The organism is Thalassotalea atypica (assembly GCF_030295975.1).
GTDB lineage: Bacteria > Pseudomonadota > Gammaproteobacteria > Enterobacterales > Alteromonadaceae > Thalassotalea_F > Thalassotalea_F atypica.
In genome coordinates this window covers 396,074-409,388 of record NZ_AP027364.1, presented here as the reverse complement: position 1 = coordinate 409,388, position 13,315 = coordinate 396,074, and the positions used below count along the sequence as shown (strand labels likewise).

The 13,315-nt window shown below is 41.4% G+C and carries 14 protein-coding genes; 2 read left to right on the top strand and 12 right to left on the bottom strand.

The annotated features are described in order from the left end of the window. Positions 1-5: 5 nt before the first annotated feature. The 12 genes from QUE03_RS01890 to gspC are packed head-to-tail and all read right to left on the bottom strand — an operon-like array spanning position 6 to position 11,513. Positions 6-749: a type II secretion system protein N gene (locus tag QUE03_RS01890; RefSeq protein ID WP_286264536.1), complete on the bottom strand. Its 744-nt coding sequence runs from the start codon at positions 747-749 to the stop codon at positions 6-8. Then, entirely contained in the window at positions 749-1,219 is a 471-nt protein-coding gene (locus QUE03_RS01885) for a type II secretion system protein M (RefSeq protein WP_286264534.1), read from the bottom strand. Before QUE03_RS01885 ends, QUE03_RS01890 begins: the two co-directional genes overlap by 1 nt. Then, positions 1,216-2,430, bottom strand: coding sequence for a type II secretion system protein GspL (gene gspL / locus QUE03_RS01880; protein ID WP_286264532.1), 1,215 nt, complete (start codon positions 2,428-2,430; stop codon positions 1,216-1,218). The genes QUE03_RS01885 and gspL overlap by 4 nt, the downstream gene beginning before the upstream one ends. Further along, positions 2,423-3,433 carry a type II secretion system minor pseudopilin GspK gene (gspK, locus tag QUE03_RS01875; RefSeq protein ID WP_286264531.1) on the bottom strand — a complete coding sequence of 337 codons (1,011 nt, stop codon included), beginning with the start codon at positions 3,431-3,433 and terminating at the stop codon, positions 2,423-2,425. The genes gspL and gspK overlap by 8 nt, the downstream gene beginning before the upstream one ends. Then, positions 3,426-4,079: a type II secretion system minor pseudopilin GspJ gene (gspJ, locus tag QUE03_RS01870; RefSeq protein WP_286264529.1), complete on the bottom strand. Its 654-nt coding sequence runs from the start codon at positions 4,077-4,079 to the stop codon at positions 3,426-3,428. The genes gspK and gspJ overlap by 8 nt, the downstream gene beginning before the upstream one ends. 1 nt (position 4,080) lies before the next feature. Further along, entirely contained in the window at positions 4,081-4,509 is a 429-nt protein-coding gene (gene gspI / locus QUE03_RS01865) for a type II secretion system minor pseudopilin GspI (protein WP_286264526.1), read from the bottom strand. Next, positions 4,509-5,165: a type II secretion system minor pseudopilin GspH gene (gene gspH, locus QUE03_RS01860; protein ID WP_286264524.1), complete on the bottom strand. Its 657-nt coding sequence runs from the start codon at positions 5,163-5,165 to the stop codon at positions 4,509-4,511. Before gspH ends, gspI begins: the two co-directional genes overlap by 1 nt. A 31-nt stretch (positions 5,166-5,196) precedes the next feature. Then, entirely contained in the window at positions 5,197-5,634 is a 438-nt protein-coding gene (gspG, locus tag QUE03_RS01855) for a type II secretion system major pseudopilin GspG (protein WP_286264522.1), read from the bottom strand. Between the two features lie 2 nt (positions 5,635-5,636). Further along, entirely contained in the window at positions 5,637-6,857 is a 1,221-nt protein-coding gene (gspF, locus tag QUE03_RS01850) for a type II secretion system inner membrane protein GspF (protein WP_286264519.1), read from the bottom strand. Positions 6,858-6,868: 11 nt separating this feature from the next. Next, the gene (gspE, locus tag QUE03_RS01845; RefSeq protein WP_286264517.1) at positions 6,869-8,407 is read right to left on the bottom strand and encodes a type II secretion system ATPase GspE; all 1,539 of its coding nucleotides are present in this window, start codon (positions 8,405-8,407) and stop codon (positions 6,869-6,871) included. A 5-nt stretch (positions 8,408-8,412) separates the two neighbouring features. Continuing rightward, on the bottom strand, positions 8,413-10,488 hold the full coding sequence (gspD, locus tag QUE03_RS01840; RefSeq protein WP_434019803.1) for a type II secretion system secretin GspD: 2,076 nt from the start codon (positions 10,486-10,488) through the stop codon (positions 8,413-8,415). A gap of 17 nt (positions 10,489-10,505) precedes the next feature. Beyond that, entirely contained in the window at positions 10,506-11,513 is a 1,008-nt protein-coding gene (gene gspC / locus QUE03_RS01835) for a type II secretion system protein GspC (protein ID WP_286264515.1), read from the bottom strand. 265 nt (positions 11,514-11,778) lie between these two features. Here gspC and QUE03_RS01830 point away from each other — a divergent pair, with 265 nt between their 5' ends. Then, positions 11,779-12,189 (top strand): RNA-binding S4 domain-containing protein, encoded by a 411-nt coding sequence (locus QUE03_RS01830; RefSeq protein WP_286264513.1) that lies wholly within the window; start codon positions 11,779-11,781, stop codon positions 12,187-12,189. Between the two features lie 6 nt (positions 12,190-12,195). Continuing rightward, positions 12,196-13,059: an Hsp33 family molecular chaperone HslO gene (gene hslO, locus QUE03_RS01825; protein WP_286264512.1), complete on the top strand. Its 864-nt coding sequence runs from the start codon at positions 12,196-12,198 to the stop codon at positions 13,057-13,059. Positions 13,060-13,315 lie beyond the last annotated feature (256 nt).

Sequence of the window (13,315 nt, the reverse complement as noted above, 5' to 3'; positions counted from 1 at the left end):
AACTGCTATATGTGAATGCGATAGCGACCTTGCTGGTCTGGTTTACCCAAAAATGACAATAACTCACGCAACTTGCTGGGGAAACCAGCTCCAGGCTTGATAAACCCACTGCCGGATAAACGACCGTTTTTCATGAGTTGACCAGAAAAAGACAAACCAAGTTTATTCGTTGGTTGAATGTTCAACGTCAACAAGTTATCGACACAAGCAAGTTCCGCATCAAACTGGCCAAGCTCTACTTGTTCGCCCATTGCAGAAAGTGCTGCATTTAGCCACTTAACATGGCCACTGGCATTGCTACACTGACCTGCTTGATAATCAAATCGTTCGATATTGGCTCTGATTAGCCCAAACGCTTGTACGGGAATGGGTGAGTTGATAAAGGGAGCGATGGTATTTGCCGCCACTTCTAGTTCAGCGCCTATAATATCAATGCGCTCTCCATCAGTTGATATAACGCCTTGCCCTTGAGGTCCTTCATACAATCCACCACCAAATGTGACCTTCACTGTTGGAGTAAGAAGTGCAAGTGATAAAGGGCTCAACTGTGCATTGACATCAAATACGCTGAATTTATCAACATCCACACGTTCCACATGTGACTGCCAAAGTGTGCCTGAAAAGTTATGCAGCGCAATATTTTTAGGGAGTTTAGCCCCGTAAGTTAATATTGATGCCGGCGCATTTACAACCAAGAAAACCGTATAAACCGCAATAAAGACTGCGACTGCGGTGACCACTTTTTTCATTACATTTTTCCTAACTGAAGGCGACGAATGTTGACTGCCCCTTCTGCATTCCCTTCACTGATGTCTATTGTTTTAACCTGCAAACCATTCTTTTCAGTCAGATCCGCCAACCACAACAACAACTGATTAAAGGCGACTTGTTCGATCCATACTTGAATATCATCCCCTTGTGGTTGAACGCGGCTAATGTTGATCTGATGAGCTTTTGCGACTCGGTTAACGATGCTCGACAAGCTACCCGTAGCTTTACTGTTGCCGCCACTGCGCAAGGCCGCCTGGTATTGAGAAGTATGTTGCTCAACATAACTGAGCAATGCTTGATGTCGTGCTAACTTTTTACTTTCTTTATCAAGCCCCTCATTCACTGGCTGCCATAATAAATGATAGAATAGAAAGCACACAACAAAGACTGACATCAACATCAGTAATCGTTGTTCTTTTTCTGCAAGTTGTGTCCACCACTGTTTCATGAACGCTCCTTAATACTCAATGATCCTGTCACTAAATCACCTTGATTGTTTTGTGCACCTTGAGTGACAAGCAAGTTCATTTTTTCAAGCTCCCCTTTAAACTTATCGAAAGCTTGATAATCACGTGCACTCGCCGTTAATCGGATTTCGCCACGCTTACTGTCAAACTTTATTGACGTTGTGGTAAAGGTAGGCACCTGCGTATAAGCATTTCCTAATTTAGATAGCAACATCAAGAAGCTCTGCTCATTTACGCCACTGCCGATACCAGACATCTTCCTTTTAAGTTGTGATCTTATTGTTGAAACCCGCACTCGTTTGGTCTCTGGAAAAGCCCCGATATAAGTATCAATAATTTGCTGTTCAATTTGGGCTTGTTGGGCTTTTAGCTGAAATAACGCCGCGCCTTTTTGGCCCAACGACAGCAAGAGCGCTACCAAACAAATGCCTGCCGCCATAGCCCATGTTTTAACAATGGGCGAACGATCATCTTTTACTGAAAATTCACCTTGTAGCAAGTTGAACTGCGATTGCCCTGACTGAGCAATTAAAGTGAGTAGCATTTCCTGGGGCTTTTGTTCAACAACTAAGCCTTCGGGAGTGTTCGGTAGGGTGGTATAGCTAGCGATACTAGGAGTGCCATCTTCCATTAACCACTGCTCACAAGCAAACGTCCACAAACTCGTATCAAGTGTCATGCCACGCCACTGACCTTGACGCACAATAATTTGCTCATCAACTTGGGCGACACTCCATCCGTCAGCTTCTAATGGCATCGCCAGAATTTCAGGTATCATTAGCTGACACTTAATATTGGCAGCTTGTAGGCACTGTAGCCAATCTCTAAACAATTGGCGTTTAACCACTGCGATAAAACAATTATTATCTTCATCAGCAATTTTAGTGTTGCTATAGGCAAAAAACAACTCATCAACGTCTTCGGTCAGTTCATCCTCAAGCATGTAGGGGACTACAGCTTTGTGTGCACGACTTGATTTACCTGGCACATTTACTGACTTCAAAGTAACGTCTTGGCTCGGTACAATCACAACCACTTTGCGGTGATCCGCCTTATCTGACAGTGTTGAAAGCTGTTCAGCTGATAACAACTCTCCGCTGGCGATGATTTCTCTTTCGACATTTGACCAAATTAACCACCAGATGGGCGCATCCGCGTGGCTATTGAGTCGAATATATAACACTTCACTCATTGAAACGTCCTATCGTGCGACTGAGTACAGCCACTTCATTGTTACTCACCACTTTGAGCGTGGTATTAAGGCTAAAATAGCTATCACTAAAGCGTGTATTGGCTACCAGTTTAAAATATTCACTATCAACTACAAACTGTTGTTTTTGATCATCGGTGAAATTAACCGATGTGACTTCAGGTAAATTAAAAAATTCATCAATAGTTTCAAACCCTTTATCATCTCTGGCGGCTAATATATCCGCGGCTTTTTGGGCATCAATACCCAGTAAGCTTTGCAGTAATTGAGGATGTTCGGCGTCAAGTGTATTGATGTTAATTTTATGAATATTGCTTTGCGGGATCACACAGACATGGGCTTTAAGTTCATTAATAACTGGTACACTAAAATGCTCGACCAGTCGTAATTCATTAACGTTAGCCAAATAATGATTGGCGGTGAGGTAAGGGTGTTCTTTGGCCGCATAGTCATTATCTTCAGCGCCTCCAGCGCTAGCAATCCCGTCATTGCTGTCTAGCCAATCGCTTAAACTGTCTGACATGTATTCTGCTTCAAATTGCCCAACACCTTCTATATTTAAGTTGACGATCAGCTCTTCAAGTGCGGCCTTTGCTGGCGCTTTTTTGACGTTGCCATTTTTTGGGGTTTCATTGCCTTCTTCACGTAATGCATTAAGGTTTAAGCAGGCATGTAAGTCTTTTATTTCGCCAGAAATTTCACCAAAATCGACCGGAAAATTTTGATACCCTTGCGCCCAATTTTGCTCTCGGTGTGTCACTTTTTCATTTTCTTCTTGTGCTTGGATGATCACACGTTTAGCAAACGCTTCGGCCCCCATGGCATACCAAAACGCTTGTTGGTTCATTTGAATATTGGCGCTGCGTTGCATTTGCAGCATTAATCGACCACTCATTTCGGTAGCTACAATAGCCACAAGTGCCACGACAAGCATGACAGTGATTAAAGCAATACCCCGTTGACGGTGAGTTGAATGACTAACCATTACCACTCCCTTCATCTTGAAGCTCAACATCTGCGCTCGCAGGCAATAAAAACTGACGCCTGATCTCGCCAAAATCTTTGGAGCTAATAATCACCGCAATTGCTTGTGGTAAGCTTTCGCTACTGAGGCTTTCTTGCCATTTATTTTGATAATAAAATTCAAAGGCTAATTCATCAACCTCTTCAAGCAATACCCTAGTTTTTGGTTCTTCCCCAACCACATTGTCTACAAAATTGAAAAATAATCGCTGTACTTGACTGTCTTTTAATTGATAAACCACCGGTTGTAAGTTACTGCGCGGCAGTAATAATCCAGGGTTTGTCCAACCGGCACGAACAAAAGCGACTCCTGAGGTTTCTGAAAAAATACCATCAGTATCTAAGTGAAGAAAGCCCGATATTGGAGCTTCACCGTTTAGCCGTACGGTGCGTCTTGCCAGTTGAAGGAAATCTCGCTCCATAACGATAAAAGCACTATCTAGTGCGTTTAATCGTTGGTTTTTAGCTGTTAACGTTTCATCACTGGTGATCACCGTTGATAATATCGTAAAACTGGTCAAGCTGATCACCGAAAATATCGCCATCGCAACCAGTAACTCAATCAGCGTAAAACCTAGACGGTGATGAACTAAGCCTTGGCGAACCATACTATTTTCCGCTCTTCGCAATAAAAGTGACTAAGCTGGTGATGGGTTGTTCATCTTTTTCATTTATGCGAATTTCCATGGTGATTTGACGCATGTTTTTGTCGGTAGTACGTACAACTTTCTGACGCCAAAACCACGTCACGCCCGACATTTCTACTTTTCCTTTGAGGTTGTTTTTAGGGGGCCATTCTGAGACTAATGAGGCGGCTACTAGTTGATTAGACGCTACCCATTGAGCCACCGTTTTTTGTTCCAATTGGCCAAAATTCGATAGACTATTTTTAGCTGAGCCCAATAACGCCACACCAGCGATAGCAAAAATGGCCATCGCCAGCATCACCTCAATTAAGGTAAAGCCAAATACAGGGCTTGATTTTTTATGATTGCATAAGCCTTTAGACGTTGCCCGAGCAGATAGATTACAATTCACTAAGACTCTGGCCCTAGTAGCTGCAAAGGTAAACTATATTGACCAATGACTTGATACATAATATCCGAGTCATCATCGAGCTCATCGGCTGGCATAAAGTTCAACTCAAATGGCGTAATTTCGCCACCAGATAAAATATATATTTGTGGGATCAGTTTCTTTTCTTCATCACTGTCTTTAAAGCTCTCACCATTATTAAATAACCCTTCATCGTCTTTAACAAAGGTTTCGATATCGAATAACGCTTGCTCGTCTACCTCCAAGCCTTCCAGGTTGACCGCCATTTTAAGATGCTCTGGCAATCGGTAATCTTTCAAGTAATCACTGTCTGAAATAGCTTGCCAGTTTTCACCATCAAATCCTAAAAATTGATAATGATCTTCTTCAACTAAGACACCTAACTCTAGGTTATTGAGTAAGGCATATTCAGCCGCGATGGTAAACGAACCTATAAATTGTTTACTTACTTTTTTTAAGTCTTGCTCTAATTTATTTCCTTGAAAAGTAAACTGTACTAGTGAAACCATCACTCCAATTAAGACCAGCACCAGCATGATCTCAATCAAGGTAAAACCTTGTTGTGATGGCTTTTTCTTAGCTGACGAGTGACGGAACATATTGGCAAACCACTTAAGTGAAAGAAAAAAGGCCAACATTTTCGTTAGCCTTCGTATGATAACGGCTTACTTACTGGTAGTCTGCTAAATTCCAATTACCAATATCATCATCGGTACTTGCTTCGCCATCTGGGCCCATAGTGAAAACATCGATTTTGCCATTTTCACCCGGATTCAATAGTTGATAATCATTGCCCCACGGATCTTTTGGTAAGCGCGTTATATATCCTTCTTCAGGAAAGCGGCGAGGTAACGGCTCAATGTCTGTTGCTGTGACCAACGACTCAATGCCTTGCTCAGTGCTTGGGTATTTATAATTATCTAATTTGTACATCTTTAAAGATGCTTCAAGTGCGTTAATATCAGACACGGCTTTTTGCAAATTAGCTCTTTCTTGGCTGCCCATTATGTTGGGGACAACAAAGCTGCCTAGAATTCCTAAAATCACGATCACTACCATGATTTCAATTAACGTGAAGCCTTGATGCTTGGCTTTGTACATAGTCATAACTAACTTCCTACTAAGGTATTTAACTGCAATATTGGTTGTAATATTGCTAAAACAATAAATAAAACAACAACGGCCATTGAAACCATTAATGCTGGTTCAAAAGCTTTGATTGAGATGTTCATTAACGCTTCAAACTCATTATCTTGATTATCCGCTGCGCGCCCGAGCATTTGTTCAAGCTCACCACTTTTTTCGCCACTGGCAATCATATGCAACATCATGGGCGGGAACAGTTTGGTTTGATCAAGCGCAACCCGTAAACTTGAGCCTTCTCGCACCATATCAGCAGATTCCGCCACTTTTTGTTTGATATATAAATTATCCAGCACTTCACCAGCAATTTTCATCGCTTCAAGCAACGGCACAGCACTCGCCGTCAGGATACTCAAAGTACGAGCAAATCTAGCTGTATTCAAGCCTCTGACCACTTTGCCTACTAGTGGCATTGCCAATAATTTTTGATGAAAACCAAATTTTAGCTTTGGTTTATTCATTAAATGCTTAAACAGAACTGAACTCAACATTAATAAGACCATAATAACCAGTCCATAGTTCTGCATAAATTCACTGGTGGCAATTAGTGCTAATGTGGTATCAGGTAGCCCTTGTCCCATATGTTCAAATTGCACGACAATTTTGGGAACAACAGAGGTTAACAATATAACGATAACGGCAATCGCCACTATGGTCATAATAATAGGATAAACCAAAGCCTGAACTAGTTGAGAGCGCATGTGTTGTCGCTGTTCGGTATAATCGGCCAAGCGATTGAGTACATTATCCAAGTGACCTGATTTTTCACCTGCTGCGACCATGGCGCGATAAAGCTGAGAAAATACATCGGGAAATTCAGCCATACTTTCAGCTAGTCCAAAACCTTCAGTGACTTTCGACCGCACTGCCATAATCATACTTTTTTGGCTGTTTTTCTCGCTCTGCTCTGCCACCGCCATCAGCGACTCTTCAATCGGCAAGCCTGATTCTACCAATGTGGCTAGTTGCCGAGTGATTAATGCCAAATCTGCCGCTGAGATTTTATTACCTCTAGCAATTTTTTTTCCACTGATCTGCTTTTGCTTTTTCAAGCTCAAATTAACTTCAACAGGCATTAAACCTTGATCACGCAACAAACTGCGCACGTGGCGAGGAGTATCTCCTTCGATCACCCCTTTTTGGGTTTTTCCATTGCTATCTACGGCTTGAAAATCAAATGCTGCCACTGACTTTTCCTTTAATCTTCACGAGTGACACGGAGCACTTCTTCTAACGTTGTGAAACCTGCTATTACTTTGTCAAAACCATCTTGTCTGATACTGGGAGTCTTGTGACGAACAAGTTTTTCAATCGCCTGCTCACCTTTGCCGTCATGAATCAGCTCTCTGACCTTATCATCAATAACGATAAGCTCATGAATACCGGTACGCCCTTTGTACCCTTTAAAATTACACTCACTGCACCCTACGGCACGATAAATTGGACTGCTGTTGCTGATATCAAGAGACAACAATTGACGCTCGTCATCACTTGGTAAGTGGCTTTCTTTACAATATGGGCATAAAGTTCGCACTAAACGTTGCGCTAACACGCCCAGTAAACTGGAAGATAATAAAAATGGCTCAACACCCATATCTTCCATTCTTGTAATGGCGCCAGCTGCTGTATTAGTATGCAAAGTTGATAATACCAAATGCCCAGTCAAACTGGCTTGTACACCAATTTGTGCGGTTTCTAGATCACGAATTTCACCCACCATCACTACGTCTGGATCTTGACGTAAAATTGCTCTGAGTCCACGAGCAAATGTCATATCAACCTTGGTATTAACCTGTGTTTGACCAATCCCCTCTATGGCAAACTCAATGGGGTCTTCTACAGTCAAGATATTGCGCTGTTTATGATCAATTTGGGTAAGTCCAGCATACAAGGTAGTACTTTTACCGGAGCCTGTTGGACCGGTCACCAGAATTATACCGTGTGGCTTATCAATCAGTGCGGAAAATAACTCACGGTTTTTATCTGTCATCCCCAAGTCTTGCAAATCTAGGCGTGCAGCATTTTTATCCAATAAACGTAAAACCACACGCTCACCATGGCCGGTTGGCATGGTTGAAACACGAACATCTACAGCACGACCACCGATACGAAGCGAGATCCTGCCATCTTGCGGAATGCGCTTCTCGGCGATATCGAGTTTTGCCATAACTTTGATACGCGAGACCAGTAACGAAGCTAATTTACGATTGGGCTTTAATACTTCTCGTAAAACACCGTCAATTCTAAAGCGAATTTGTAATACCTGCTCAAAGGTTTCAATGTGAATATCGGAAGCACTTTCTTTAATTGCTTCGCTGAGCATAGCATTGATCAGTTTAATAATCGGCGCGTCATCTTCATTTTCAAGTAAGTCTTCGGTTTCAACCATTTCGTCTGCTAGTGAATATAAATCCACTTCATTACCGATGTCTTCCATTACTTGCTGCGCTTCGGACGAGTCACGCTGGTAGGCTTCCGTTAACAACAGTTCAAATTTTGACGTACTATTTTTTTGTACACGAAATGGTTGTTGCAAAAAGCGACGTATTTCGGCGATGGTTTCAAGCGTGACTTGTTCCGCACATTGTAAAATGTAGCCATGTTGGTCTTTTTCTAGCAAGACCAGAAATCGTTTTGCAAACGAAAAAGGTAACTGCACGGTATTGGGCGTTACAGCCTCCGGCGCGACAACATCATCACTTTCTAATACTGAATGTTCAGCAACAGGTTCTTGCATTGCGATTACTGCTCTTTGTCTTGCTGCGTTTTGTTTTGCTCTTTATCTTCCATGTACTCATCGAAAGATGGCGGTAACACAAGTGATTCATTCCAGTCTGGCAATAACGGTAACTTTTCATCGTCCAGCAACTTCAAACCTAACTCTTGCTTACGTAGTTCATCGGCTCGAATATAGTTATATTTTTCCCGAGTCACTTGATTCATCAGATTTCCATCTCGGATAATTGTTGGACGTAAAAAGACCATTAAATTACGCTTTCGTACACTGTTGCTGGTTGAACGGAATAATGCACCAATTAGAGGTAGGTCACCTAAGAATGGGACTTTTTGCTGACTTTCTTGCACGTCTTCATCAATTAAGCCACCTAAAATTACGGTTGCACCATTATCCGCCATCACCGTGGTTTTAATTTCACGTTTATTTATGGATATATCGACTCCAGTCGTACCACTGACAGAAGAAACTTCTTGTTCAATGGTTAATTGCACACCGCTGCCTTCATTAACTTGCGGCGTCACTTTCAACTTAATACCCACTTCTTGACGATCAACCGTTTGGAATGGATTGCTGTTATCGCTACCTGTGGTTGAGCCCGTTATGATCGGAATTTCCTGACCCACAATGAAGTAAGCTTCTTCATTATCAAGTGTGGTAATACTCGGTGTTGAAAGAATGTTTGAATTGGTATCAGAATTTACCGCTTGAATAATGGCACCCCAATCGTTATCAACAAAGCCAAGCATCATGCCACTGGCGCCACCTAAAACGCTTGCCAACGCAGAATAGTCACCATCAGTATCCGGGTTGGTTGTGGTCACAGGGTTACCATTACCATCAATTGTGGTTACGGTTGTGCCTTTTTCACCTTGAGCTAACTGTGCTGCTGCAGCAACACTGCTGATGGGTGCTGGGCCATTGGTGAACTGGGTAAAACCAGCGTCTTCATGATACCACTGAACCCCTAAACTTGCGCCGTCACCTTCAAAAACTTCAACAATAATCGCTTCGACTAACACTTGTGCACGGCGAATATCTAACTTACGAATGACCGCTTCAAGTGAACGTAACATATCAGGCTGTGCAGTTATCACTAACGTATTGGTGTCGTTATGGGCGTCAATACTGATGTTGCGCTTTTTAGAGGCTCTTTTAGTCGATGTACCTGCCTGCTCTTCTGCTTGAATCGACTCGCTGACCCCTTGTAAGACATCAACTAAATCTTCCGCTTTCGAATACTTTAGATAGTAAACTCGGGTATTGCCGTTGGTTTCCAATTCACTGTCGAGGCGCGCAACGAGCTTTGCAATTCGTTCACGGGCTTGTCCTTCACCGCTAACAATCACGCTATTAGTTCTGTCGTCAGCAACAATTTTTGGAATAAGAAAGGTCGGCGTACCTGGTTTCCCTTGGGTTGTTTTATTCATTGCCTCAATGATTCTGACCATTTCTGAGGCTGAAGCATATTTGAGCTTGATAATTTGAACGTCTTGATCGCCCGCTTTGTCGACACGTTCAATGATATTGACTAACCGATTTACTACCGCCGCAGATCCGGTCAGCATAATGACATTGGCAGGGTCATAATTTACAACATTGCCACCACCTGCTTGATCAGACAATTGTCTAAGCAAAGGCACTAATTCGCGCACAGTAACATTTTTTACTTCAACAACACGGGTCACCATTTCATCACCCGCAATAGTCGCATTATTACCAACTACAGGAATTGACGACGTTTTAGCATCTTTATTACGAATAATTTTGATGATGTTGTTGTCCATCTTAACCGCTGCAAAGCCATATACTTCGAGTACGTTTAGGAAAAACTGATAGTATTGCTCTTCAGTCAACACATCATAACTACGCACATTGATCTTGCCCCTAACATTGGGATCAACAATCATAGTTTTCTTTAAATTTTTCCCAACAATATTAACAAACTCACCCATATCCGTATTTTTGAAATTGGGAGAAAATTCGCTAGCAATAGCTGAAATAGAAATACAACTCACTGCCGCCATGGTAATTACGGGTGTCAGTGTGCTTTTGATAAACGGCTTGCGCGGAAATAGGCGCATCAATATCTTCCTCATGACTAATTCTCAATACTAAATAGTATTTCGGTTAACTCTCCATTACGGTCTACAAGTAATGATATTTCTTGTTCTGATTTTAATAACTGTAGTGCTTGTTGTGCTTGACTGCCTTCAGTTAAGTCGAGACCATTCATTTGTATTGCAACATCACCAGATTTTAGCCCTGACGCTTTAAAAAAATCGGAGCTCTTTCCTGGCGATAGTTTATAACCGATCACTTCATTATTTATGCGTGCTGGTCGTATGTTCAAATATGCCCCAATGTTGCTAGGGTTATTGACCACGTCTTGTTTAAATAGTTTTGCTTGAGTTAAAAACGACTCATTTTCGCGATGATCAATGACCTTCGCGCCTGATGAGTTTTTTGATGATACATTCTGCTTAGGACGGGGCTTAGGTTGTTGCTTTGCTTTATAATAATCAAAACCATCAAGCATTAAAGTTTCCATTCGGCCAGATTGTTTGATGATCACACGATCTGCATGTACTTGCTCTAAAGTTGCTCGAGTATTAGATATTTTATCTCCAATGCCATAAGTTTCCTGAGCACCACTTCGCTCAATTATCGCTGCGGCTTTACTTTGATCTGAAGATGCAACGACACCAGATAAGGTCAGGTTCAGTTTAGTTTCAGGTACATCGACCATAACCGTTTCTGTGACATTTGCCGACACATTGACTTTACCAAACAAGTTTAGTGCCACTAATTTATCAATATTAGTTCCCGGCTTTGTGTTGAATTTATCAGTGGCTTTAACACCAGAGTGCCCAATGCTAATAGGTGTAACATCAGCGCTTAATTGCCAAGTTAATTGCGCACACACATACGCGATATATACTAACGCAGTAACACTGATCGCTTTCGCGATTTTGATATGTGGAAGCTTAGCCAGTGCTGCTGTAAGCGTGGCAAAATCATTAGGCATTTGCATGTTATAGTTATTGAATAATCCTGATAATACGCTTGATAATACTTGACCTGCGGCTAAGCAACAAGCTATCAACATAAAATTTAACTATTTTTACACCCAGCCTCGTTGCAACATTTTGTTAACAATATTGAAACTGAGTGTATAAAGTCAATACATTTAATTCTCTTGTATTCCACCTGTCCATTTCTACACTAAGAATATTACACAGTGACTTTAGCCTTACTCATGAATGTGGCTAAAGTCACTATTTTAATTCAAAGGCAACGATAATAAGTGACGATGAGTAGCGAAAAACAGCGATTTATGATACCTTGCGCGCAAATTTTCACCGGAGCGGCTTATGGCTATTACTCAATCAACGAAAGTTGATTCAACTGCGACTCGTTTAGACAAATGGCTATGGGCTGCGCGTTTTTATAAGACCAGGGCAATTGCCAAACAAATGATTGACGGTGGTAAGGTTTTCTACAATGGTCAACGCACTAAATCAGGTAAGGCTGTATCTTTGGGCGACATAATTAGATTGCGTCAAGGGTACGAAGAAAAGGAAGTTAAAGTGATTGCGTTGGCAGATAAAAGGCGTGATGCAACATTTGCCTCTACCCTGTATAAAGAAACAAAAGAAAGCGCAGAAAGCCGTGAACGAAATACGCTTGCCCGTAAACAAGGTATTTTGCTTAGCCCCGCCAGTGAAAATAAACCAGACAAAAAACAACGACGTCAAATACGTCAACTGAAAGAAAGGATCTAATCAACAATGACTCCTAACACCGATGTCTTAAATCGCTACTTATTTGATGGCATGCATGCCCGTGGCGAATTGGTTCAATTACATCATACGTTTAAAGATATTATCGATGGCCATAATTATTCAGATGGTGTCAAAGCACTATTAGGTGAACTACTTGCGGCAACTTGTTTATTAACAGCCACACTTAAATTTGAAGGCGAAATTGCTGTTCAGTTACAAGGTAAAGGTCCTGTATCCTATGCAGTAATCAATGGTACCCATGATCAAATCATGCGCGGTATTGCTAAAGTTAATGAAGAAACAAGTGCGACGGGCTTAGAAAATTTGATTGGCAAAGGGACAATGGTAATCACTATCAGGCCTGACAAAGGCGAACCCTATCAAGGTGTTGTGTTATTAGATAAGCCGACAGTTGCTGAGTGTTTGGCCCAGTATTTTGAAACTTCAGACCAAATTCCTACGTCTTTATGGCTTTTTACTGATATAAAAAAGGAAACAGTCGGAGGCGCACTAGTTCAGTTATTGCCTGACAGTGGTAATAAAGAGCAACAAATGAGTGATTATGATCACTTATGTCAATTAACCAATACTATTAAGCCTAACGAGATATTTTCATTAGAAGCACAAGATTTGCTTCATCGACTGTATCACGCTGAAGAAGTACGAATTTTTGAACCTCAGTCGGTGTCATACAGCTGTTCTTGCTCAGAAGAAAAATGCTTAAATGCAATCTCGCAATTCAATCCAATTGAGCTAAAAAAACTCATTGAAGAACAAGGTAACGTCAGTATGACTTGTGATTACTGTCAAACAACTTATGCCTTCGATGAAAGCCAGTTATCTAGTTATTTAAATGAAATAAAACACTAGTTAATACAAAATTGATATAAAGGGCGCTATTTTGCGTCCTTTTTTATAAACCATCCCCGTAATTAAAGCGTTTCTACCACGTTCATTTTCTAGTTTAAATCTCATTTTGTCGTTTTTTTACATAAAAAAACCACTAAATAACCTTAACATTGTAATAAAAGATGAAAACTTTCAGTCAGAAAAAATTATTGCTTTTGTTTTGCTCAGTCATGCCCTAGAATTGCGACCTCAGAGATATTCTGAGCCTTAAATTTTA